Source organism: Paracoccus sp. (in: a-proteobacteria) (assembly GCF_030538695.1).
In the GTDB taxonomy this organism is placed as follows: Bacteria; Pseudomonadota; Alphaproteobacteria; order Rhodobacterales; family Rhodobacteraceae; genus Paracoccus.
Genome location: NZ_JAUNTN010000012.1, coordinates 72,531 through 94,718, shown reverse-complemented (window position 1 = coordinate 94,718; position 22,188 = coordinate 72,531). Strand labels below are relative to the sequence as shown.

At 64.4% G+C, this 22,188-nt stretch carries 25 protein-coding genes; 13 read left to right on the top strand and 12 right to left on the bottom strand.

Annotated features, from left to right (window positions below):
- Positions 1 to 57: 57 nt before the first annotated feature.
- Positions 58 to 501 carry a DUF3576 domain-containing protein gene (locus tag Q4G24_RS08460; protein WP_303366100.1) on the bottom strand — a complete coding sequence of 148 codons (444 nt, stop codon included), beginning with the start codon at positions 499 to 501 and terminating at the stop codon, positions 58 to 60.
- Between the two features lie 273 nt (positions 502 to 774).
- Here Q4G24_RS08460 and Q4G24_RS08455 point away from each other — a divergent pair, with 273 nt between their 5' ends.
- Positions 775 to 1,782: a porin gene (locus Q4G24_RS08455; RefSeq protein ID WP_303366078.1), complete on the top strand. Its 1,008-nt coding sequence runs from the start codon at positions 775 to 777 to the stop codon at positions 1,780 to 1,782.
- Between the two features lie 68 nt (positions 1,783 to 1,850).
- On the top strand, positions 1,851 to 2,504 hold the full coding sequence (locus Q4G24_RS08450; RefSeq protein WP_303366099.1) for a YggS family pyridoxal phosphate-dependent enzyme: 654 nt from the start codon (positions 1,851 to 1,853) through the stop codon (positions 2,502 to 2,504).
- On the opposite strand, the gene Q4G24_RS08445 is transcribed toward Q4G24_RS08450, so the two are convergent.
- Positions 2,495 to 3,031: a L,D-transpeptidase gene (locus Q4G24_RS08445; RefSeq protein ID WP_303366077.1), complete on the bottom strand. Its 537-nt coding sequence runs from the start codon at positions 3,029 to 3,031 to the stop codon at positions 2,495 to 2,497. The genes Q4G24_RS08450 and Q4G24_RS08445 overlap by 10 nt on opposite strands.
- Positions 3,028 to 4,095 carry a GTP cyclohydrolase II gene (ribA, locus tag Q4G24_RS08440; RefSeq protein ID WP_303366076.1) on the bottom strand — a complete coding sequence of 356 codons (1,068 nt, stop codon included), beginning with the start codon at positions 4,093 to 4,095 and terminating at the stop codon, positions 3,028 to 3,030. Before ribA ends, Q4G24_RS08445 begins: the two co-directional genes overlap by 4 nt.
- Before the next feature lie 144 nt (positions 4,096 to 4,239).
- Here ribA and Q4G24_RS08435 point away from each other — a divergent pair, with 144 nt between their 5' ends.
- The 5 genes from Q4G24_RS08435 (at position 4,240) to Q4G24_RS08415 (ending at position 7,758) form a co-directional block, all read left to right on the top strand.
- Positions 4,240 to 4,926 (top strand): response regulator transcription factor, encoded by a 687-nt coding sequence (locus Q4G24_RS08435; RefSeq protein WP_303366075.1) that lies wholly within the window; start codon positions 4,240 to 4,242, stop codon positions 4,924 to 4,926.
- 169 nt (positions 4,927 to 5,095) lie between these two features.
- Entirely contained in the window at positions 5,096 to 5,887 is a 792-nt protein-coding gene (locus Q4G24_RS08430) for an exodeoxyribonuclease III (protein ID WP_303366074.1), read from the top strand.
- Positions 5,888 to 6,017: 130 nt separating this feature from the next.
- Positions 6,018 to 6,926 carry a co-chaperone YbbN gene (locus Q4G24_RS08425; RefSeq protein ID WP_303366073.1) on the top strand — a complete coding sequence of 303 codons (909 nt, stop codon included), beginning with the start codon at positions 6,018 to 6,020 and terminating at the stop codon, positions 6,924 to 6,926.
- Positions 6,926 to 7,549 (top strand): LON peptidase substrate-binding domain-containing protein, encoded by a 624-nt coding sequence (locus Q4G24_RS08420; protein ID WP_303366072.1) that lies wholly within the window; start codon positions 6,926 to 6,928, stop codon positions 7,547 to 7,549. Before Q4G24_RS08425 ends, Q4G24_RS08420 begins: the two co-directional genes overlap by 1 nt.
- Positions 7,546 to 7,758, top strand: a complete 213-nt coding sequence (locus tag Q4G24_RS08415) for a Trm112 family protein (protein WP_303366071.1) — start codon at positions 7,546 to 7,548, stop codon at positions 7,756 to 7,758. The genes Q4G24_RS08420 and Q4G24_RS08415 overlap by 4 nt, the downstream gene beginning before the upstream one ends.
- 6 nt (positions 7,759 to 7,764) lie before the next feature.
- Here Q4G24_RS08415 and Q4G24_RS08410 read toward each other — a convergent pair whose 3' ends face one another.
- A complete protein-coding gene (locus Q4G24_RS08410; RefSeq protein WP_303366098.1) occupies positions 7,765 to 8,994 on the bottom strand; it encodes a UbiH/UbiF/VisC/COQ6 family ubiquinone biosynthesis hydroxylase in 1,230 nt (409 codons plus the stop codon).
- A gap of 106 nt (positions 8,995 to 9,100) precedes the next feature.
- Between Q4G24_RS08410 and Q4G24_RS08405 the strand changes: the two genes are divergently transcribed.
- From Q4G24_RS08405 to Q4G24_RS08395, 3 genes are all read left to right on the top strand, one after another.
- Entirely contained in the window at positions 9,101 to 10,429 is a 1,329-nt protein-coding gene (locus tag Q4G24_RS08405; RefSeq protein ID WP_303366070.1) for an amidase, read from the top strand.
- A 115-nt stretch (positions 10,430 to 10,544) separates the two neighbouring features.
- A complete protein-coding gene (locus Q4G24_RS08400; RefSeq protein WP_303366069.1) occupies positions 10,545 to 11,726 on the top strand; it encodes an aminotransferase class I/II-fold pyridoxal phosphate-dependent enzyme in 1,182 nt (393 codons plus the stop codon).
- Between the two features lie 3 nt (positions 11,727 to 11,729).
- On the top strand, positions 11,730 to 14,333 hold the full coding sequence (locus Q4G24_RS08395; RefSeq protein ID WP_303366068.1) for a DNA translocase FtsK: 2,604 nt from the start codon (positions 11,730 to 11,732) through the stop codon (positions 14,331 to 14,333).
- Here Q4G24_RS08395 and Q4G24_RS08390 read toward each other — a convergent pair.
- Positions 14,330 to 14,920, bottom strand: a complete 591-nt coding sequence (locus Q4G24_RS08390; protein ID WP_303366067.1) for a rhomboid family intramembrane serine protease — start codon at positions 14,918 to 14,920, stop codon at positions 14,330 to 14,332. The genes Q4G24_RS08395 and Q4G24_RS08390 overlap by 4 nt on opposite strands.
- 113 nt (positions 14,921 to 15,033) lie before the next feature.
- Between Q4G24_RS08390 and Q4G24_RS08385 the strand changes: the two genes are divergently transcribed.
- From Q4G24_RS08385 to Q4G24_RS08375, 3 genes are read left to right on the top strand one after another with little or no spacing between them, the layout of a single operon-like run.
- The gene (locus Q4G24_RS08385) at positions 15,034 to 15,525 is read left to right on the top strand and encodes a hypothetical protein (RefSeq protein ID WP_303366066.1); all 492 of its coding nucleotides are present in this window, start codon (positions 15,034 to 15,036) and stop codon (positions 15,523 to 15,525) included.
- Between the two features lie 51 nt (positions 15,526 to 15,576).
- The gene (locus Q4G24_RS08380; protein WP_303366065.1) at positions 15,577 to 16,947 is read left to right on the top strand and encodes a glutamate--cysteine ligase; all 1,371 of its coding nucleotides are present in this window, start codon (positions 15,577 to 15,579) and stop codon (positions 16,945 to 16,947) included.
- A 59-nt stretch (positions 16,948 to 17,006) separates the two neighbouring features.
- Positions 17,007 to 17,243 (top strand): hypothetical protein, encoded by a 237-nt coding sequence (locus tag Q4G24_RS08375; RefSeq protein ID WP_303366064.1) that lies wholly within the window; start codon positions 17,007 to 17,009, stop codon positions 17,241 to 17,243.
- Between the two features lie 4 nt (positions 17,244 to 17,247).
- Here Q4G24_RS08375 and plsY read toward each other — a convergent pair whose 3' ends face one another.
- From plsY to Q4G24_RS08340, 7 genes are read right to left on the bottom strand one after another with little or no spacing between them, the layout of a single operon-like run.
- Positions 17,248 to 17,856 (bottom strand): glycerol-3-phosphate 1-O-acyltransferase PlsY, encoded by a 609-nt coding sequence (gene plsY, locus Q4G24_RS08370; RefSeq protein ID WP_303366063.1) that lies wholly within the window; start codon positions 17,854 to 17,856, stop codon positions 17,248 to 17,250.
- Positions 17,849 to 19,135, bottom strand: coding sequence for a dihydroorotase (gene pyrC, locus Q4G24_RS08365; RefSeq protein WP_303366062.1), 1,287 nt, complete (start codon positions 19,133 to 19,135; stop codon positions 17,849 to 17,851). Before pyrC ends, plsY begins: the two co-directional genes overlap by 8 nt.
- Entirely contained in the window at positions 19,132 to 19,674 is a 543-nt protein-coding gene (locus Q4G24_RS08360; RefSeq protein WP_303366061.1) for an aspartate carbamoyltransferase catalytic subunit, read from the bottom strand. The genes pyrC and Q4G24_RS08360 overlap by 4 nt, the downstream gene beginning before the upstream one ends.
- A complete protein-coding gene (locus tag Q4G24_RS08355; protein ID WP_303366060.1) occupies positions 19,671 to 20,117 on the bottom strand; it encodes a hypothetical protein in 447 nt (148 codons plus the stop codon). The genes Q4G24_RS08360 and Q4G24_RS08355 overlap by 4 nt, the downstream gene beginning before the upstream one ends.
- A complete protein-coding gene (locus Q4G24_RS08350) occupies positions 20,107 to 20,667 on the bottom strand; it encodes a hypothetical protein (protein ID WP_303366059.1) in 561 nt (186 codons plus the stop codon). Before Q4G24_RS08350 ends, Q4G24_RS08355 begins: the two co-directional genes overlap by 11 nt.
- Complete coding sequence (locus tag Q4G24_RS08345) at positions 20,660 to 21,145, bottom strand: hypothetical protein (RefSeq protein WP_303366058.1); 486 nt, start codon at positions 21,143 to 21,145, stop codon at positions 20,660 to 20,662. The genes Q4G24_RS08350 and Q4G24_RS08345 overlap by 8 nt, the downstream gene beginning before the upstream one ends.
- Positions 21,138 to 22,103: an aspartate carbamoyltransferase catalytic subunit gene (locus tag Q4G24_RS08340; RefSeq protein WP_303366057.1), complete on the bottom strand. Its 966-nt coding sequence runs from the start codon at positions 22,101 to 22,103 to the stop codon at positions 21,138 to 21,140. The genes Q4G24_RS08345 and Q4G24_RS08340 overlap by 8 nt, the downstream gene beginning before the upstream one ends.
- Positions 22,104 to 22,188 lie beyond the last annotated feature (85 nt).

Here is a 22,188-nt window from a genome sequence, read left to right as displayed (position 1 = left end):
CTTTCTGCGGTGGGCGTGTCCCCGCCGTTTACAGGCCCGCGCAATGGGCGTCCAGAGTTACAGCCCGCCGTCGCGCACCCGCAACTGACGGGCGCGGGTCAGGATCGCGTCCTCGACCGCGCGGACGGTATCGGCGGACACGTTGCTGCCACCCGGCCCTTGCAGCACGAGGTTCAGAGAGCGTGCATCCAGCGCCGGGTCGCTGATCTTGATGGTGGCGCGATAGGACCGCCCGCCGCCCGGCGGGGTGCCGTATCCGGTCACGATCACGCCGGTGAACGGGTCCACGGTCTGCACCGGCAGAAAGTTCAGCACCTCAAGGCTGGCGTTCCACAGGTATTTGTTCACCGCCACGGTGTCATTGGGATTGCTGTTGTTGTTGAACACATCCCAGATGGTCGTGCGCCGTTCCTCTTGCTGGGTGGTGGGGGTGGCGCGGTCGCCGCCACAGGCGGCCAGCGCCGCAATCAGCGTCAGGGCAAGAATCGGGCGGTGCGTCATGGTGATGGTTCCAAAGGCTTGTTCCGTCCGCATGGGTTTAGCCCGGAATATGCGCCCGTCACAAGTATTTCCCGTCAACAGGGCCGACATGCAGATTCCTGCATGATTCTATACAGGCCGCAAAGCCGGGTGTGACCCTTATGCATCAGGCGGCGGGCCTTGACCAAAAGGCAGGGCTGATTCCGTTGCAATGCCCTCTCGAAAGCGTGACAACTGCCGTATTCCCGCCGGATTGTTCCGGCTGGGCAAGACCAGAGACAAGAGGGAAACACCATGAAAAAGGTTCTTTTTGCGACCACCGCGCTGGTTCTGTCGGCCGGCGTTGCTGCCGCTGAAGTGTCCATCTCGGGCTATGCCCGGACCGGTATCGACTATCAGGAACGCCGCGGCGACTTCGCGGACGCGGAAAACAAGACCCAGGTTTTCGGCCGTCTGCGCATGAACATCGACGCGACGCGCTCCACCGATCAGGACGTTGATTTCGGTGCGCGCTTCCGTCTTCAGTGGGATCAGGGCAGCAGCTCGCGCGGCGAGGCTGGTGCGCTGAACGCTGGTAACATCTGGGTTCGCTCGAACGGTCTGAAAGTGACCGTTGGTAACGTCGGCTCGGCTTTCGACGATTCGGACCTGATGTATGGTTCGGAAGTGGGCATCCAGCGTCGTTCGTTCGGTAACCCGAGCGGTGAGTTCTTTGGCTATGAATCCAGCCCCTACGACAACAAAGACCGTCTGGGCATCGCGGCTGAATACAAGTTCGCTGACTTCACCGGCCGTCTGTCCTACATCGACCCGGATCAGCGCGGTCGTGCCGACGTCGAAAACCTGGCTGGTCAGAAAGAAGAACTGGCCCTGTCGCTGACCTACAAATACAACGAGTGGACCTTTGCCGGTGCCGCTGTCACCGATGGTGCTGGCTTTGACGGCAACGACCAGTATTTCCTGGGCGTGGCTTACAAGTTCAACGATCTTGGCACCGTTGGTCTGAACTGGAACGACAACGGCGGTTACGGCACCGGCGCTGCTGCTGACCGTGGTCAGACCTTCACCCTGTATGGCAACTACGAAGTTGCTCCGGGCACCATCGTTCGCGGCTATGTCGCCACCAACGACGCTGACAACGGCACCACGCTGAACAACGGCTATCTGGGCGTTAAAGCCTCTGACACCGCTTACGGTATCGGTGCTGACTATGATCTGGGCGGCGCGATGCTGGCCGGTGGGATTGAGCGCGGCTACGACAAAAACGTGCGCGCCGACATGGGTGTTCGTTTCGACTTCTGATCGAACGTAACCTTTATCGGGAAAGGGCGGGCCTTGTGTCCGCCCTTTTCTTTTGGGATTTTGGGCGCATGGGACTGGAACAGATCAAAACCCGCATTGCCGGGGCCACAGCCGCCGCCGGGCGCACGCCAGACGGCGTGACCCTGATCGCCGTCAGCAAGGTGCAGCCCACCGACCGGGTGCGGGCGGTGCTGGATGCCGGGCAGCGTGTCTTTGGCGAGAATTATGTGCAGGAAACGCAGGGCAAATGGCCCGGTTGGCGGGCAGAATATCCCGGCGTTTCGGTGCATATGATCGGGCCGCTGCAAACGAACAAAGCCAAGCTGGCGTTCGATCTGTTCGACGCCATTCACACGCTGGACCGCGAATCGCTGTTGGCCAAGCTGGCGCGGCTGGCGGATCAGGCAGGGCGCTGCCCGGACCTGTTCGTGCAGGTAAACACCGGGGCGGAAGCGCAAAAGGCCGGGATTTCGCCCGCTGATCTGGATGGCTTCATGCGGCAGGTCCGTGACAGCGGCCTGCGCCCGCGCGGGCTGATGTGTATTCCGCCCGACGGGGCCGACCCGGTGCCGCATTTCCGCCAGTTGCGCCAGATGGCCGAGGTTCACGGCTTGCCTGACCTGTCCATGGGCATGAGCGCGGATTTTGAAGCCGCCATTGCCGAGGGTGCCACCTTTGTCCGCGTTGGCAGTGCGATTTTCGGGGCGCGGGATTACACCTGAAAGCGGTCGTCCTGCTGGCGGCGTTGATTTGGATATTTGGGTGAAGAAGAAGCCGGGACGAACAACCCGGTTCCCGGCGCGGCGCGGGCGGCCAGCCAGATCAGATCGGCGCGGGCAAAGGCGATGCAGCCCGCCGTGGGCCAGCCGGGCCGCCGCCATTGGTGCAGGAAAATGGCCGAGCCTTTGCCGGGCTGCGCCGGGATGTTCCAGTCGGTCAGCAGGATGATGTCATAAAGCGGGTCGGCGCGGCGCAGCTTTTCATGGCTGGCGTCAAAGGGCACACGCACCGGGCTGTTATAGGCGGGATGCCCTGATTCGTCGCACCACAGGTCAGACGGTCCGATGGGCCGCGCCCAAGGTGCGGGCTGCGCCAGCCGGTCGGGGCGATACAGGGTGCCGATGATCCGCAACCGTCCGGCGGGGGTGGCCCCGTCGCCTTCGCACTTGTCCGTGCTGATGCCGCCGCGCCCGATGCTGCACGGCAGGCGGCGGCCAAAGGCCAGCAGCCCTTGCGGCGTCAGGATCATAGCAGATGCCCCGATTTTGCCGCCTTGACCGCCAGATAGGCGGCGTTGTGGCGGTTGCGGTCCACGATCAGCGGCACCCGTTCCGTGACCTCGATCCCCTGCGATTGCAGCATGGCGATCTTGCGCGGGTTATTGGTCAGCAGGCGCACGCAGTTGATCCCCAGCTCTGCCAGCAGCGCCGCGCCGATGCGAAAGTCGCGCTCGTCGTCCTGAAAACCAAGGCGGTGGTTGGCCTCGACCGTATCGAAGCCCTGATTTTGCAGGCTATAGGCGCGCATTTTATTGGCCAGCCCGATGCCGCGGCCCTCCTGATTCAGATACAGCAGCACCCCGCCGCCCGCCTGCGCCATGGCGTCAATCGCGGCGTGAAGCTGCGGGCCGCAGTCGCATTTTAGGCTGCCAAGCACGTCGCCGGTGAAACAGGCGGAATGCAGCCGGGTCAGCACCGGGGCATCTCGGTCGGGGCTGGCAATTTCAATGGCGTAATGCTCGGTTCCACCATCATCGGGACGATAGACATGCAGGCGGGTGGCCTCGGACGCGGCAATGGGCAGGCTGGCGGCGGCGATGGGGTGGAACTGCGCCGCTCGGGTCAATTCCGGCAGGGTCAGGGCGGCGTCCAGCGTGGTCAGGCCAGGCGTGTCCGGCGCTGGGGTGAGCAGCACGGCAGGCAGAAGCTGTGCCGATTTCGCCAGCGCAATCGCGGCGCGGGCGGGCAGCGGGTCGCCATCACGAATCGGCTGAAGCGGGGTTTTCAGCGGATAGTCCAGATCCTGCGCCGGATCCGCCATGGCCCGCAGCCAGCGCAGATCGGGCCGCGCGTGCAGGCGCAGCAGGTCGCCGTCATAAGCAGCGGTTTTCAGCACCTCTGCCCTTTGGGCGGTGATTGCCATGACCAGCGGCCCGGTTGCAGTCAGCGCCGCCAGCCGGTCCGGCGTCAGCGATTCCACCGCTGTCGCCAGCCATGTTCCGCCCGGCGTGACCAGCCGCACCGGCAGGCCGATGCGCAGATCGGCGCGGGCGCGGGCGATTTCCTCGGTCAATGTCGGCAACAACCCGGTCATACGTCGCCCCATTTTGTAACAAACTGAAACATTTGCCCCGCTTCTGACACCTTCGCGTGAGGTTTTTTGCAGTTTCGCACCGCACGCTTGCAGGCTGCGCCGTCGGCTATCACCTTCGCCCAAAGCAGTCAAAGGAGGCAAGATATGCCCGGTTTGAAAAAGATCCTTCTGGTCGATGATGAGGACGACCTGCGCGAAGCCTTGGCCGAGCAGCTTGTGGCAACCGAAGATTTCGACGTGTTCGAGGCCGGTTCCGGTGCCGATGCCGTCGAAAAGGCCAAGGGCCAGATTTTCGATCTGGTGGTGCTGGATGTGGGCCTGCCTGACACCGACGGGCGCGAGCTGTGCAAACGGCTGCGCAAGCAGGGCGTGAAATGCCCCATCGTGATGCTGACCGGCCATGACAGCGATGCCGACACCATTCTGGGGCTGGACAGTGGTGCGAATGATTACATCACCAAGCCGTTCAAGTTCCCGGTTCTGCTGGCCCGGCTGCGCGCCCAATTGCGCACGCATGAGCAGTCCGAGGATGCGATTTTCCAGCTTGGGCCATATACGTTCAAACCTTCGATGAAGCTGCTGATCGACGCAAAAGAGCGCAAGATCCGGCTGACCGAAAAGGAAACGAACATCCTCAAGTTCCTGTATCGGGCGCAGGATGGGGTCGTGCCGCGTGATACGCTGCTGCATGAGGTCTGGGGCTATAATGCGGGCGTGACCACGCATACGCTGGAAACCCACATCTACCGTCTGCGCCAGAAGATCGAGCCGGACCCCTCGAATGCGCGTCTGCTGGTGACGGAATCGGGCGGTTATCGGCTGGTTGCATAAAAATGTCACATTAGCCCGGAACCACGCCGGGCGGTGGGGGTTAATGGGCTGAAACCCAGTGGCCGGTGGATGCGGCCACATCCCTCCCTGTCTTGACTGGCCCCGGCTTGCGCCGGGGTTTTTCTTTGCCCGCTGCCGGGTTATGTCGGGGGCAACAAAGGGGGTGCGGATGTTTTCGCTGGCGACATGGAATATCAACTCGGTCCGGCTGCGGCAGGGGCTGGTGGAACGGCTGCTGCGCGAGGAAGCGCCGGATGTGCTGTGCCTCCAGGAATGTAAATCCCCGGTCGAGAAAATCCCGCATGAGGCTTTTGCCGCGCTTGGCTATCGCTGGATGGTGGCGCGGGGGCAAAAGGGCTACAATGGCGTTGCGATCCTGTCGCGCCTGCCGATCGAGGATGCGGGCGACCGGGATTATGCCGGCCTTGGCCATGCCCGCCACGTCGCGGCGCGGCTGGAAAACGGCGTGGTGATCCATAATTTCTATGTCCCCGCTGGCGGCGATATTCCCGACCGCGAGGTGAATGAGAAGTTCGGGCAAAAGCTGGATTTCCTGACCGAGATGCGTGACGTGTTCCATGCTGACCGGCCCGAACGTGCGATCATGGTGGGTGATCTGAACATCGCCCCGCGCGAAGATGACGTCTGGAACCACAAGGCCCTGCTGAAGATCGTCAGCCACACCCCGGTCGAGGTTGAACACCTTGGCGCAGCACAGGACGCGGGCGGCTGGGTCGATGTGACCCGTAAGGATATTCCCGAGGGCAAGCTCTATTCGTGGTGGTCCTATCGCGCCCGCGACTGGGATGCGGCGGATAAGGGACGGCGGCTGGATCACATCTGGGCCACGCCCGACATCGCCAATGCAGGCCATGACAGCCGCATCCTGCGCCCGGTGCGCGGCTGGGAAGGCCCAAGCGACCATGTGCCGGTGTTTGCGCGGTTTGATCTGGACGTCTGATTGAGCTCCGTGGTTGGGGCCGCTGCTGCCCGGATCGTAAGGCAGGATGTTTGCGGCGGGCTGACCCCTTCCCACCGGCCCGCTGAGCGCCCATATTAGGCGCAAATGTGATTTAACGGAGCATCCAGCAATGCTGCTGCAAGGAAGCGAAGCCGCTGCCAACCCCGCCGATTTTATCAAGGACGTGACCGAGGCCGATTTCATGGCCGAGGTGATCGAGCGGTCGATGACGCAGCCGGTGATTGTCGATTTTTGGGCACCCTGGTGTGGGCCTTGTAAAACGCTCGGCCCCGCGCTGGAGGCCGAGGTGACAAAGGCCAAGGGCCGGGTGTTCATGGCCAAGGTCGATGTGGACCAGAACCAGATGATCGCCGCGCAGTTGCGGGTTCAGTCGATCCCGACGGTCTATGCGTTCTTTCAGGGCCAGCCCGTTGATGCGTTTCAGGGTGCGGTTCCGCCGTCTGAAATCAAGAAATTCGTGGAAAAGCTGGTCGCTTTGGGTGGCGATGATGGCGGGCTTGGTGCCGCGTTGGAGGCTGCCGAGGCCATGCTGACCGAAGGCGCGGCGGATGATGCTGCCGAAACCTTCGCTGCGATTTTGGGAGAGGAACCCGAAAACCCGCAGGCATGGGGTGGGCTGATCCGTGCGCATCTGGCTGCCGGGGCCGTCGATCAGGCCGATGCGGCGCTGGCGCAGGTGCCTGCCGCGATTACGGGTGCAGCGCCGGTTGAGGCTGCCCGTGCGCAGCTTGCGCTGGCAAAACAGGCTGCCGAGGCCGGGCCTTTGGGCGATCTGCAAGCGCGGGTCGAGGCTGACCCGACGGACCATGCCGCGCGGCTGGATTATGCCCGCGCCCTGCACGCCGCCGGACAGGTCGAACAGGCCGTCGATCAACTGCTGGAGGGGTTCCGCCGCGACCGCGACTGGCAGGACGGCGCGTTCAAGGAACAGCTTATCACCATTTTCGACGCGCTTGGCCCGACCGATCCGATTCAGCAAAAGGGGCGGCGGCGGCTGTCCTCGCTGATCTTTGCGTAATGGCGCGGGGGTTCGACCTGCCAGCGGCGTTGCCGCTGTTCCCTTTGCCCGGCGCGGTGTTGCTGCCGCGTGGGCATCTGCCGCTGCACATCTTTGAACCCCGCTATTTGCAGATGATCGAGGATGTTCTGAAAACCCCTGACCGGATGCTGGGCATGATCCAGCCGCTTGGTGACGGGTTGGCACGGGTCGGCACAGGCGGGCGGATCGTGGCCTTTTCCGAGGAGGATGACGGGCGTTTGATGATCTCGCTGCGGGCGGTGTCGCGGTTCCGGCTGATCGAGGCGCAGGAGGGCTTCGCCCCCTATCTGCGCGGTCAGGTGGACTGGTCCGGCTTTGACGCCGACAAAGGCCCCGAGGAACAGGACCGCGATTTTGACCGTGAGCCCTTCCTGAAACGGCTGGGGCAATATATGGCCGAACATGAGCTGACGACCGACTGGCAAGCCCTGAGCGGCGCGGCGGATGAGGTTCTGATTAACGCCCTGTCGCAGCTTTTGCCTTTGCCGCCCGAGGAAAAACAGGCGCTGCTAGAAGCCGCGACGCTGGCCGAGCGTCGTGCTTTGCTGGCCGGGCTGATCGAATATGACCTGCGCAGCGACGGAGAGGAGACCCTGCAATGACCCAAGCCACCGACCTGCCCGAAGCCGCGTCCCCCGGCTATGACCGCCACATGCTTGAGGCGCTGGTTTGCCCGGTAACGCATACGACCCTGCGCTATGACGCCGCCCGTCAGGAGTTGCTGTCCGAGGCCGCCGGGCTGGCTTTCCCCATCCGAGAGGGCATCCCGATCATGCTGGTCAGCGAGGCGCGGCAGATCAAGGCCGATTAACGGCGCTCAAAGCGGCTTGCCGGTCATCAGTCGGGGCATCGGGTCCAGCGTCAGCCCCGCCGCCTGCCGCATAAAGCGGCGGCGCAGCGGCGGGATGGCATCGACCATGCCCATGCCCAGCCCTCGTGCCGCGCGCAGAAGGGGGTTGTCGTTTGAAAACAATCTGTTGACCGTATCCATGCCAAGCGCCAGCGTGGTCGCGTCGAACCGCCGCCAGCCCTGATAACGGTCCAGCGTGGTGGCAAAGCCAATGTCCTCGCCGCGCCGGTGGGCGTCCACAACGGATTCCGCCAGCGCCGCCACATCGCGCAGCCCAAGGTTCAGCCCTTGCCCGGCGATAGGATGCACCCCATGCGCCGCATCCCCCACCAGCGCCACCCGATCCGCGATATAGCTGTTCGCCAGCGTCAGGTTCAGCGGATAGCTGAACCGTGGCCCGGCCAGTGTGATCGGTCCCAGAAAATCGCCAAAGCGCGGGCGCAGCGTATCAAGGAAGGCGTCATCGGGCAGGGCGGCGATAAAAGCGGCCTCATCGCGCCGGACGGACCAGACGATCGAGCTGCGGTTTTCCGGCAAGGGCAGAATCGCCAGCGGGCCGGATGGCATAAAGAACTGATATGCGGTGCCGTTATGTGGCAATTCATGGTCCAGCGCGGCGACCAGCGCGGTTTGGCCGTAATCCCAACCCGTGCGGCGGATACCTGCCCGCTCGGCCACGCCCGAACGCCGCCCATCTGCCCCCACCAGCAGCGCCGCCGTCAGGCTGCGCCCATCGGATAGGGTGACGCGGATGCCACCGGGGGCGGTTTCCTGCCCCGTGACCTGAGTTTCGGGAATATGGGTCAGCCCCGGCGCGGCCTGCATCGCTGCCAGCAGGGCGCGGTAAAGGTGGCGGTCCTCCAGCATATAGCCGACGCGGGTTTCCTCGATCTCGGCACCGTCGAAATGCAGGCCAAAGGGGCCGGGGCCGCTGCCTGCATGGCCGTCCTCGGCCTGAACCTTGCGGATTTCCTGCGCTTTCGCGGCCAGATCACGCCACAGCCCAAGCGCCGCCAGCAGCCGCTGAGAAGCCAGCGCCAGCGCATAGGCGCGGCCGTCAAAGGCATCGCCCGCGCGGTCGCGGGCAGGTTGCGCATCGACAATTGCCACCCGCAGCCCGGCCTGCGCCAAAGCCAGCCCCAATGCCGGGCCATTCAGCCCCCCGCCTGCGATGATAACGTCGAAATTATGTGTCATGGTCGCAGCATTGCCCCGGCGGGCGGCAAAAGTCCATGCGGCATTGATGGCATGGACGCGCCCCACGGCCCGCGCTAGCGTGGCGCAGGCAACCAAGGGGGCGATCATGGATTGGCTGAAGGCGGGCGCGGTGGAACAGGGGCGCGCGATCATGGCGGGGCTGTTGGACACGGTATCGCAGGTCGAAGCCTATCTGGATGCGATTGCCCGCAACCCCTATGCCAACCGGATCTATACGCAAGTGCTGCCTGAGCGCGCCCGCGATCAGGCCGTGGCGGCGCATGACCGGGCGCGGGCCGGGTTGCGGCGCGGGCTGCTGGACGGGGTGGCAATCAGTTGGAAGGACAATATCGACATGGCCGGCCAGCCGACCGAGGCTGGCAGCCGCCTGTTGGCGGGGCGCAAGCCGGTTGTGGATGCCGAGGTTCTGCGCAATGCGGAAAGCATCGGGCTGGTTTCGGTCGGGAAAACCCACATGACCGAGCTGGCCTTCAGCGGCCTTGGTCTGAACCCGATGACCGCGACACCGCCCAACGCGCTGGATGCGGCGTTAGCGCCGGGTGGGTCGTCCAGCGGCGCGGCGGTTTCGGTCGCGCTGGGGCTGGCGGCGGCGGCGATTGGCAGCGACACGGGCGGGTCGATCCGGCTGCCCTCGGCCTGGAACGATCTGGTCGGGTTCAAGCCGACGCATGGGGCGGTTTCGGGTAAGGGCGTGGTCCCCTTGGCCCCGCATTTTGATGTGGCAGGCCCTCTGGCCCGCAATGTCGAGGATTGTGCGGCCCTGTTTGCGGTGCTGACGGGCGATGCAGAGGTGGACCTGCGGGATGCTGTTCCGGGCGGGCTGCGGCTGATGGTGCTGGACGGGGTGCCTTTTGACGGTGCGCGTGAAGGGCCAGTGGCGGCGTTTCAGGATGCGGTGGACCGGCTGGCCCGCGCCGGTGCTGCGGTCAGTCATGGTGCGCCCGATGCGGTTGCGCGGGCAATGGACCTGTCGCCGCTGCTGATTGCGCCCGAGGCTTATGGCATCTGGAAAGACCAGATCGAGGCCGCGCCGGAACTGATGTATGATCGTATCCTGACCCGGTTCCGGTCTGGCGGCACGGTGCTGGCGGCGGATCATGTCGCGGCGTGGCAGGCGCTGGATCGCGCCCGTGCGGATTGGGCGCAGGCGGTGGCGGGGTTTGATGCGGTGATCCTGCCGACCGCGCCGATCCTGCCGCCGGATACGGCGCGGTTGCTGGCGGATGAGGATTTCTTTGCGACCGAGAACCTGCTGGCGCTGCGCAATACCCGGATCGGCAATATGCTGGGCCTGCCCGCCGTGACCATCCCCACGGGGCATCCGGGCTGTGGGCTGATGGCGCTTGGCCGGGCCGGTGGCGACCGGGCGCTGCTGCGCGTGGCGGCGGGGATCGAGGCCGCTTTGCGCGGCTGATCGCCCGGATCACGGAAAAAACGGTGCAAATCACGGCTGCGTGCTGGACGATTCCAACGGGCTTCGCTATTCTGCCGGTAATTAACGGGGCAAAGACCCCGAAAGCGAGGCAGTTATGGTTTCCCCCGAGCGGTTTGCGAACCTGCCGGAATATGCGTTTCCGCGCTTGCGGGCGCTGCTTGCGGACATCGTTCCGGGCGGCGAACCTCTGCGCATGACCATTGGTGAACCGCGTCACGCCTTTCCCGAATGGGTGGGGCCGGTGATGGCTGGGGCGCTGCCGGAACTGTCGAAATACCCGCCAAACGAGGGCACGCCTGAACTGCTGGCGGCGATCAGCGGCTGGCTGGCGCACCGTCACGGGCTGGATGTTCCCGCTGAACGTATCGTCACGCTGAACGGCACGCGCGAAGGGCTGTTCAACGCCGCGCTGGCGTTATGCCCGGAACGCAAGAACGGCCAGCGCCCGGCCATTCTGATCCCGAACCCGTTTTATCAGGTCTATGCCGTTGCCGCCGCCGCCGTGGATGCGGATGCGGTTTTCGTGCCTGCCGGGCCGCAGACGGGTTTCCTGCCCGATTATGCGGCTCTGGATGCGGCGATGCTGGACCGGGTGGCGATTGCCTATCTGTGTTCCCCCGCCAATCCGCAGGGCAGCGTGGCGGATACGGATTATCTGGAACAACTGGTCGCGCTGGCGGAACAGCACGATTTCCTGATCTTTTCCGATGAATGTTATTCCGAGATCTACCGCGACACCCCGCCGCCCTCGGCGCTGGCGGTCGCGGCGCGGATGGGGCTGGCGGATCGGGTGGTGATGTTCAACTCGCTGTCGAAACGGTCGAACCTGCCGGGGCTGCGTTCGGGCTTTGCGGCGGGTGGTGCGGCGCAGATTGCGGCGATGCGGCGGCTGCGCAGCTATTCCGGCGCGCCTATTCCGCTGCCGAACCAGCGGGTCAGCGAACGTGCCTGGGGCGACGAGGATCACGTCATTGCCAACCGCGCCCTTTATGCTGAAAAATACGCCATTGCTGACCGCATTTTCGGCAATGTGCCGGGCTATGTCCCGCCTGCCGGGGGCTTTTTCCTGTGGCTGCCGGTTCCTGATGGCGAGGAAGCCGCGAAAAAACTGTGGGCGGAAACCGGGATTCAGGTTCTGCCCGGTGCCTATCTGTCGCGCGATGTGGGGGGCGAAAACCCCGGCGCGGCCTATATCCGCGTGGCGCTGGTCGATCCGGCGCCGCAAACTGAACAGGCGCTGATTGCGCTGAAGAATTGTTTGTATCCAGAGGTTTGACGCATGGCCAGCTTGCACGCCAAACATCGTGATCCGCTGTTCGACCAGAACACGCAGGCCGCGCTTGAACGCCGGGTCAAGGAACTGGCAGGGGCCGGGCTGATCGTGGTGGCGGCGCTGCTGGCGATGCTGCTGGTCAGCTATTCCCCCGACGATCCCAGCTTTCTGGCGGCAACGGATCAGCCGGCGACGAATCTTCTGGGGCGGATCGGGGCCTATATCGCCTCGCCGTTGATGATGATTGCCGGGCTTGGGGCCTATGGGCTGGTCGTGGGGGCTTTGGTCTGGGGCCTGCGGCTGATGCTGCACCGGGGCGAGGACCGGATCATGCGCGGGGCGTTCCTGCCGATCTGGGTTGCGGTGCTGTCGGTCTATGCGACCTCGATGCTGCCGCCTGCCGGCTGGGCGCAGACCTATGGTCTTGGCGGTCATTTCGGTGACATGATTATGGGCGCGGTGCTGAACATCCTGCCCTTTCCGATCGGTTTCGGGCTGAAGCTGACGGCGCTGGGCTTTGCCGCGCTGGCGCTGGCCTTTGGGGCCTTTGTGCTGGGCTTTGACCGGATCGAGTTGCAGGCCATCGCGCGGTTCCTGCGCAATGGTCTGGCGACGGCATCCATGCTGGCACGCCGGGCCTTGGGGCGGGGCGCCGTTGCCTCGGTCGGGGCGGTGACGGGCCTGCGCTCCCGCGTGGCCGAGCGCCGCGCCGCCAAGGCCGAAGCCGCTGCGCTGGATGATCTGCCCGCCACCGCTGCGCCGTCGCGCCTGAACCTGCCGGGGCTGAAAAACGCCCGCCTGCCGGTTACGGATTTCAACCCTGAACCCGAGCTGGTTGAGCCTGAGACCAACTATGCAGACGATGATTATGACCCCGAGGCGATCAGCGCGCGCGTGCATGAGGCGGTCGAGAACCACATGGCCGAACCGCGCCAGTCGGTGCTGAAATCCATCACCAGCCGTCTGACCGGCGGTATCGCGCAGCCCGAGCCATTTGGCGCGGATACGCAGCGCACCGTCGTGCCGCCCGCGAAAGCTGCCGCCCCCTCGCGTCAGGCGCGTGCCGAGGCGCAGCCGCAACTGTTCAGCGAGACCTCTGGCGGGTATGAGCGCCCGCCGCTGGCGCTGCTGGCATCCGCTGATACCAGCACCCGCGCGCCGCTGAGCCAGGAGGCGTTGACCGAGAACGCCCGGATGCTGGAGGCGGTGCTGGATGATTACGGCGTCAAGGGCCGCATCACCGAGGTGCATCCCGGCCCGGTGGTGACGCTGTATGAGCTGGAACCCGCGCCGGGGCTGAAGGCCAGCCGCGTCATTGGCCTGTCCGATGATATTGCGCGGTCCATGTCGGCGCTGTCGGCGCGGGTCAGCACGGTGCCGGGGCGCACGGTTATCGGCATCGAACTGCCCAACCAGAACCGCGAGAAAGTGGCGCTGCGGGAAATCCTTGCGGCCTCGGCCTTTGGCGATACGCGGATGCCGCTGCCCCTGGCGCTGGGCAAGGACATTGGCGGCGAGCCGGTGGTGGCGAACCTTGCGAAAATGCCTCACTTGCTGATCGCCGGGACCACCGGCTCGGGGAAATCGGTGGCGATCAACACCATGATCCTGTCGCTGCTGTATAAGCTGACGCCGGATGAATGCCGGCTGATTATGATTGATCCCAAGATTCTGGAACTGTCGGTCTATGATGGTATTCCGCATCTGCTGTCGCCGGTTGTGACCGACCCGAAAAAGGCCGTGGTGGCGCTGAAATGGCTGGTCGGCGAGATGGAGGACCGTTATCGTCGCATGTCCAAGATGGGCGTGCGCAACATCGAGGGCTATAACGCCCGTGTCCGCGAGGCGCTGGCCAAATCCGAGATGTTCAAGCGCACCGTCCAGACCGGCTTTGACGAGGACACCGGCGAGCCGATCTTTGAAACCGAGGAGTTCCAGCCCGAGACCTTCCCCTATATCGTCGTTGTCGTCGATGAGATGGCCGATCTGATGATGGTTGCGGGCAAGGAAATCGAGGCGTGTATTCAACGGCTTGCGCAGATGGCGCGGGCGTCGGGTATTCACCTTATCATGGCCACGCAGCGGCCTTCGGTGGATGTGATCACCGGCACGATCAAGTCGAACTTTCCGACCCGGATCAGCTTTCAGGTTACGTCCAAGATTGATTCGCGCACCATTCTCAGCGAGCAGGGGGCCGAGCAACTGTTGGGGCAGGGCGACATGCTCTATATGGCGGGCGGCGGCAAGATCACCCGCGTTCACGGTCCCTTCGTCAGCGATGAGGAGGTCGAGGAAATCGTCAGCTATCTGAAATCCTTTGGCCCGCCGTCTTACAAATCCGGTGTGCTGGAAGGCCCGGATGACGATAAGGCCAACGGTATCGACGCGGTGCTGGGGCTGGGGTCCGGTGGTGATGGCGATGACGCGCTCTATGATCAGGCGGTTGCGATCGTCGCCAAAGAGCGGAAATGCTCGACCAGCTATATCCAGCGGCGGCTGGCCATCGGCTATAACAAGGCCGCCCGGCTGGTCGATATGATGGAAGAACAAGGCATTGTCGGTGCCGCCAACCACATCGGCAAGCGCGACATTCTGGTGCCAGAGGTTTAACCTCTGGCCATCAGCGCCCCAAGCGCCAGCCCGGCCAAGGCCCCGCCAAGATGCGCCTGCCACGCGATTCCCGGCAGGACCAGCGTCAGGCCAAGGTTTATCAGCACCAGCAGGGCCGCCGACCGTGCGATCTGATCCATCGGCAGATGCAACCGGCGGGCGCGGGTAAAGGCAAAGCCGAACAGCGCCCCTGCCAGCCCGAATACCGCACCCGATGCGCCGATCATTGGCCCGCCATCGGGCAGCATCACCGCAAACAGCCCGGCGGCGGCGATCTGCGACAGCGCATAGATCAGCAGCAATTGCCCGGTGCTGAAACCGGGTCGCATCGCCCGGATCAGAACCGCCAGTGACAGCATGTTCATGCCAAGATGCAGCCAGCCCGCGTGCAGAAACCCATAAGTTACGAACATTCCGGCGATCTGGCCCGGATAGACCCCGCGCACACCATGGAAAAGCTGCGGCCAGAACCCACCCCATAACAGCGCCTGATCCGCGAGATCCGGCCAAAGCATCGCCACCGCTTCGAACAGGCAGCATGTCAGGATGATGACCCAAAAGACAGGGGGCAAACGTGTATCGCGCATCTTTGGCAGATAGGCACCCGCGGCAGGTGTTGCAATGTTGCCCAATTTGCATGGGCGCTTGAAACCGTGCTGCGGCTGATCCCATATCAGGCGGGCAACCCGATGGATCAAAGATGATACGGCCAGAACTGAAACCATGGATTGAACCCGGCGCAGCCCTGTTGCTGGGATTGTTCGGGTTGTGGCTGATCTTGCTGGGTGGCTGGGTGCTGCTGCCCTTTGGAGCGGTGGTCGTCTTTGTCGCGCTGGCATGGGGCGGCTTTGCCTTGCGGCGGCGGGCGTTTCAGCGTCCGGTGGATGCGCCGGGGCTGGTCGAGGTGGATGAGGGCGCGCTGCGCTATTTCGGGGCGCGGACGTTGGGCGGACAGGTGGCGCTGCGCGATCTGACCGAGCTTCGCCTGCTGCGCCTGAACGGGCAACCTTACTGGCGGCTGAAAACGCGGGATGAGGCGCTGCTGGTCCCGGTCGCCGCCAAGGGGGCCGAGACGCTGCCCGACGCTTTCACCGCGCTGCCGGGGTTCAGCATGGGCGCGGCCTCTGCGGCGCTGGCGCGGCGTGATCTGGCGGTTCAGACCATTTGGCAACGTGACGCCGGAACGGCTTGACAGTTCCGGCACGGGCCTCCACCTGTCACGCAGCACAATATGGGGGCCGTTATGTCCATTCCTCAGCAGGGCGGCGGCCCGATCGAGCATCGTGACCAGCTTGCGGGCTATGTCGAAAGCGGCGAAAAGCCACGCGCGGACTGGCGCATCGGCACCGAGCATGAAAAGTTCGGCTACTGCACCGACAGCCTGCTGCCGCTGCCTTATGACGGGGAACGCTCGATCCTGACGATGCTGGAGGGGCTGCGCGACCGCTTTGGCTGGTCCGAGCTGCGCGAGGGTGGCAAGCTGATCGGCCTGACCCGCAACGGTGCGAATGTCAGCCTTGAACCCGGCGGCCAGCTTGAGCTGTCAGGCGCACCGTTGGAAACCATCCACCAGACCTGCGATGAGGTAAACCAGCATCTTGCCGAGGTGCGCGAGGTGGCCGAGCGTATCGGCGCCGGGTTTATTGGCCTTGGGGCCGCGCCGATCTGGACGCAGGATCAGATGCCGATGATGCCCAAGGGGCGTTACGCGCTGATGACCCCCTATATGCAGACGGTTGGCACGCTTGGCACCCAGATGATGTATCGCACCTGCACGGTTCAGGTGAATCTGGACTTTGCGTCCGAAGCCGACATGGTACAGAAATTGCGCGTTGCGCTGGCTTTGCAGCCGGTGGCGACGGCGCTGTTTGCCAATTCGCCCTTTCTGGACGGCAAGCCGAATGGCATGAAATCATGGCGTGCGCATATCTGGCAGAACCTTGACGCGGCGCGGACGGGGATGCTGCCTTTCGTGTTCGAGGACGGTTTCGGTTATGAGCGGTGGGTGGACTATGTGCTTGATGTTCCTATGTATTTTGTCTATCGGGACGGCAAGTATATCAATGCGTTGGGGCAGAGCTTCCGCGATTTCCTGAACGGTCGCCTGCCTGCGCTGCCGGGCGAGGTGCCGACGCTTTCGGATTGGGCGGATCACATGACAACCGTGTTCCCCGAAGCGCGGGTCAAGAAATATATCGAAATGCGCGGCGCCGATGGTGGCCCCTGGCGGCGGCTTTGCGCCTTGCCTGCGCTATGGGTCGGGCTGCTCTATGATCAGGGGGCGCTGGATGCGGCCTGGGATCTGGTCAAAGGCTGGGATGCCGAAACCCGTGACAGCCTGCGCCATGTGGCCGGGCGCGATGCGCTGGCGGGACAGGTCGGCGCGATCAAGATGCGTGATCTGGCCGGGCAAGTTCTTGATATTGCAGAGACAGGTCTGAAAGCGCGGGCGCGCCCCGGTGCGGGCGGACTGGTCCCCGATGAGGTGCATTTCCTGAACGCTCTGCGCGAAAGCGTCGATACCGGCATGGTCCCGGCAGATGAGCTTCTGGCGAAATATCACGGCGAATGGGCCGGTGATCTGAACCGGATTTATGGCGAATATTCCTACTGAGATTAACCTGATCTTAGGATTTCGCTGTTAAGCCGGTCCCATGCGGAATGGGGGCGGTTATGCTGTCAGCGATCATCGGACGAATCGAACGGCTGCTCGGAATGGGACTGGCGGGGTTTCTTGCGGCCGTGCTTTTGGGTTTCGGGCTTGCACCGGCGCGGGCCGGGCTGATGGGCTTGGGCCTGCTGTTCGGGTTGTGGCTGGTGGTGTTGGGGGCCGTGGGACTGCGGTTGTGGGGCCGCGCGGTGGCGCGACAGCGGGCCTATGCGACCCGCCGACGATATGGCCCGTTATGATGGGTCAGCTTTTGCGACCGATTTTCGGCTCGGTCCCGGCGATCAGGCGCTGGATATTGGCCTTGTGCCGCCACAGGATCAGCGCCGCCATGAACAGGCAGGCGGCGATCAGATCGGGCCGTCCCATCGCCCATGCCAGCGGAGCGGACAGGCAGGCCGCGACCAGCGCCGACAGTGAGCTGATCCGGCTGACCAGTGCCGTCACCAGCCAGACCGCGCAGGCGGCCAGCCCCAGCGGCCAGTGCAGCGCGATCAGCGTGCCAAGAAAGGTGGCAACGCCTTTGCCGCCCTTGAACTGCAACCAGACCGGAAAGCAATGGCCCAGAAAGGCGGCGGCACCGGCAAGGATGGCGGCATCCTCGCCGGCCAGCGCACGGGCCAGCAGCACGGCAATGGCGCCTTTGCCCGAATCCAGCAGCAGGGTTGCCAGCGCGGCGGGCTTGTTGCCGGTGCGCAGGACGTTGGTTGCGCCGATATTGCCTGACCCGATCTGGCGCAGGTCGCCAAGGCCAAGCACCCGGCTGATAACCAGCCCGAAAGGGATCGAGCCAAGAAGATATCCGATGGCCGCCCACAGAATCAGCAGGCCGGGGGCAGAGGTAAAATCAGGCATGGGGGACCTCTTGCTTGGGGTCATAGACCTGCTGGCCGCCGACCCAGGTGCCGCGCACCCGGCCTTGCATCCGGGCGCCGTCAAAGGGGGTATTCTTGGATTTCGACAGCAGGCTGAAGCGGTCAAGGACAAAGGGCGCGTCCGGGTCGAACAGCACCAGATCGGCAGGCGCGCCGATGGACAGGCGGCCTTGTGGCAGACCCAGCCGCTGCGCCGGGTTCAACGCCATGGCCCGCCAAAGCTGCGGCAGGCTCAGCCCGCCCTGATGATACAGCCGCAGCGCCGCCGGCAGCAGGGTTTGCAGCCCGACCGCACCGGGGGCGGCGGATTCAAACGGCAGGCGCTTGGATTCCTCGTCCTGCGGGGTGTGGAACGATGCGATCACGTCGATGTCTCCATCGGCAATCGCTTGCACCATCGCCATGCGGTCATCCTCGGCCCGCAAGGGCGGGGTAAAGCGGAAAAAGCTGCGATAGCCGCCGACGTCATATTCGTTCAGCGTCAGATGGTGGATCGAGATGCCCGCCGTTACATCCAGCCCCGCCTGCCGGGCGCGGCGCAGTGTGGGCAGGCTGGCGGCAATGGTGATCTGGTCGGCATGATACCGCGCCCCGGTCATCGCCACCAGCGCCAGATCGCGGTCCAGCCCCATGACTTCGGCCATGGGGGATACCGCGGGAATCCCGTAGAGAGAGGCGAACTTGCCGCTGGTTGCCGCCGCGCCTTTGGACAGCGCGGGTTCCTGCGGATGGCCGACGATCAGCGCGCCAACGCCGCGGGCATAGGTCATGCAGCGGCCCATCAGCTTGGCGTCAGGCAGCGTGCGGACGCCATCGGTAAAAGCCACCGCGCCCGCGTCATGCAGAAAGCCCATCTCGACCATTTCACGGCCTTCGCGGCCTTTGGTCAGTGCCGACATATGGCGGATGCGGACCGGGATGCCCTCGGCCCGGCGGGCGGCAAACTCCAGCGTTTCGGGGTCGTCCAGCGGCGGGATCGTGTCGGGGCGCACGATCATGGTCGTGACCCCCCCGGCAGCGGCGGCAAGGCCCGCGCTGCGATAGGATTCCTTGTGACGCTCGCCCGGCTCTCCGATCTTGACGCCCCAATCAACCAGCCCCGGCGCAAGGCAGGCGCCGCGACAGTCGATGCGTTCCGTCCCCTCGGGCGCGGCCTCATCACGGGCGACGATCAGCCCTTCGGCTATGGTCAGGCTGCCGGGATCAGCGGTTCCGGCCTCGGGGTCGATCAGGCGGGCATTGTCGAAATGCAGGATCATCGGGTCAGTTCCTTTGTCTGGATCTGTCGCATCAGCCCATACACCCTGCGGGCGTCGGGAATCATCTGGAAACCGACCCGGCGGATGCCATCCGGGCCGGGCATGGTCAGCCCTGCCAGCCGGTCATCGGCAAACAGGATGGAACCCGGCTCGTTGTCCATAAAATCCAGCCGGGTGTCGGCGGTAATGGGGAATGAGCGCAGGTTGCGGCCTAAAAACGGCGCGTCGGTGGCGATAAAGGCGCGGCGGTTGGTGAGCGTGTAAAAGCTATATTGGCGCAGCAGCGTGGGCAGCAGCAGCGGCTTGGCGATCTGCCACAGCCCCATCAACAGAAACGGCAGGCCGAACAGCCAGAAGATCCCCGGCGCACGCATCGCCATCGAAAGCCAGACCACCGCGAACAGGGTCATCATCAGGCCCTGTCGTGCGGGCTTGAGGTCGGCCAGGGTCAGGCGGAACCGGCTGGACGGGCGGCCTTGCCAGAGGATCGTTTCGCCATCGTCGAGGATGCCGGACCAGCCGGCGGTTTCGGTGTTCATCTGCTGGCCTCGATCCGGCTTGCGGCGGCTTGCGGGTCTGCAAGGTGTTTCAGCAGCATCTTGCGCCCGGCTTTGGTGGTGACATGCACATCGCCCATGAAGGCGCGGACCGAGGCGATGTCGGCCAGTGCGATCACCTGCTGGCCCGGACCGATCAGCGAGCGGTCGGTCAGCAGCCAGCGCATCGCCATGGTGTCGGCATACATCCAGCCGCCGCGCAGGATCAGCGCGGCGCTGGTGCCAAGGATGCCCGCCCAAAGCTGGTCGGCCTTGCCAAGCAGCAGCAGGACCAGCACCACCGCGCTGCCGCCGATGGCGGCCAAGGTCATGTAATCGCGCAGGTAACGGGCGCGGTCGGGGGCAAAACTTGCCCGTGCGACCTCGCCTTCGGGGGCGACGGGAGCGGGCAGGCGGTCACGATAGGCGGGGGCGTTATCCTGCATGGGGCGCTTGTCCTGTCATTTTGGCCTGCATGTCGCGGATCAGCTCGACCAGTTCGGGCGCATTTGGCACGGCGGCGAAGCCGATGTCACGGATCACTGGACGATTGTTGATGACCAAACTGGTTTCCTCGGTTCCGAACCAGATCGCGGGCGGGTTGCCCGGCTGAAAGTCGATTTCCATGTCGGGGGTGATACGGAATGAGATGATCTTCTGTTCCAGGATCAATGCCCGGCGATTGGTCAGCGCATAGCGGGTTCGCGCTATCCTGCGCTGAAACAGGATGCGCGGCAGGATCATGGCGGCCAGCCCGATGCTCAGACAGATCCCGCCAAGCCCGGTAAAAATGATCCGCAGCATTGGTTCGGAGGCCGTCGTCGCTACGCCGATGAGGAAAAACAGCCCGCCGACTGCGGCGAACAGGCCACCGAACATCCACGCAAAGCGGGCTTCGCCTTTGGGCAGGCGGGCGCCTTCCGGTGCGCCTTGCCAGATGATCTGTTCTCCCGGTTCTAGGATCGCCCGCCATTCGCGCTCGGTCAGTTCAGCCATTGTGCCTCTCTTTTGCTGCGGCCAGCAGGGCGGTGACTTCGGCTTCGGTCCGGGCGATGGCCTGCGCCCGCACCTGCGCCGCGAATCCGCCGGGATCGGGGATCGAGCGGATTGCCATGCGCCCGCCCTTGCGGTCGCGCAGGCGGAAACCGTTGACAAAGGGCCGCATCGACATATCCGACGACAGGATCAGCGCCCGACCTTTGCGGTCAATGATGCGCTGGTCGGTCAGCACCCATGCGCGCCCCCGGTCGAACAGCCAACTGACGGCGGCAAAGACCGCAGCAAAACCGCAGAGGGTGAACAGATATTGCCCCAGTGACAGCCCGGTCGGTCCAAGCCATTGCAGCGCCAGAATAATCACCGCGAAGATGCCGGTGGCGATCAGCCCGCCGCGCAGCATTCCGGCAGGGGTGACGCGGACGCGGGTGATGATGGTTTCGCCGGGTAACAAGGGGGGCAGGGTGGGGTCAGACATAGGTGCCATCGGCTGCGGCGCGGCCGCGTTCGGCACGCAGGTTGCGGGCCAGCAGGTCCATGGCGGCCATGCGCACGGCGACCCCCATTTCCACCTGATCCTGAATCGCGCTGCGGTTGATGTCGTCCGCGATGGTGCCGTCGATCTCTACGCCCCGGTTCATCGGTCCGGGGTGCATGACGATGGCATCGGGTTTCGCCAGTGCCAGCTTTTCGGCATCCAGCCCCCAGCGGTGGAAATATTCCCGCTCGGACGGGATGAAGCCGCCGTCCATCCGCTCGCGCTGAAGGCGCAGCATCATCACCACATCGGCGTCTTTCAGCCCTTCACGCATGTCCTCATAGACCTCGACGCCAAGATCGGCAGCGCCCGAAGGCATCAGCGTGGATGGCCCGACCAGACGCACCCGGTTTTCCATCTTGCCCAGCAGGATCAGGTTCGAGCGGGCCACGCGGGAATGGGCAATATCGCCGCAGATCGCCACGGTCAGCCGGTGCAGGCGACCCTTGGCGCGGCGGATGGTCAGCGCATCCAGCAGCGCCTGCGTTGGGTGTTCGTGGCGGCCGTCACCGGCGTTCAGCACCGCGCAATTCACTTTTTCCGCCAGCAGGTTGACCGCGCCCGATTCGGGGTGGCGCACCACCAGCAGGTCGGGGTGCATGGCGTTCAGGGTCAGTGCGGTGTCGATCAGGGTTTCGCCCTTTTTAACGCTGCTGGTCTGCATCGACATATTCATCACATCGGCCCCAAGCCGCTTGCCTGCCAGCTCGAAGCTGGACTGGGTGCGGGTTGAGTTCTCGAAGAACATATTGATCTGCGTCATCCCTTCCAGCGCATCGGAATGTTTCACCGTGCGGCGGTTCAGATCGACATAGGATTCGGCCAGATCCAGCAGGGTGGTGATCTCGGGCGGGGTCAGGGGTTCGATCCCCAGCAGGTGACGGGCGCGGAAAGTCATCATGTCCCCCTTTTATTCGGCAGCGCACCACCTATCGCAAATGCGTGCGCTTGCGGCAAGGCGCGGCTTTGCCTAAGCCTGTCAT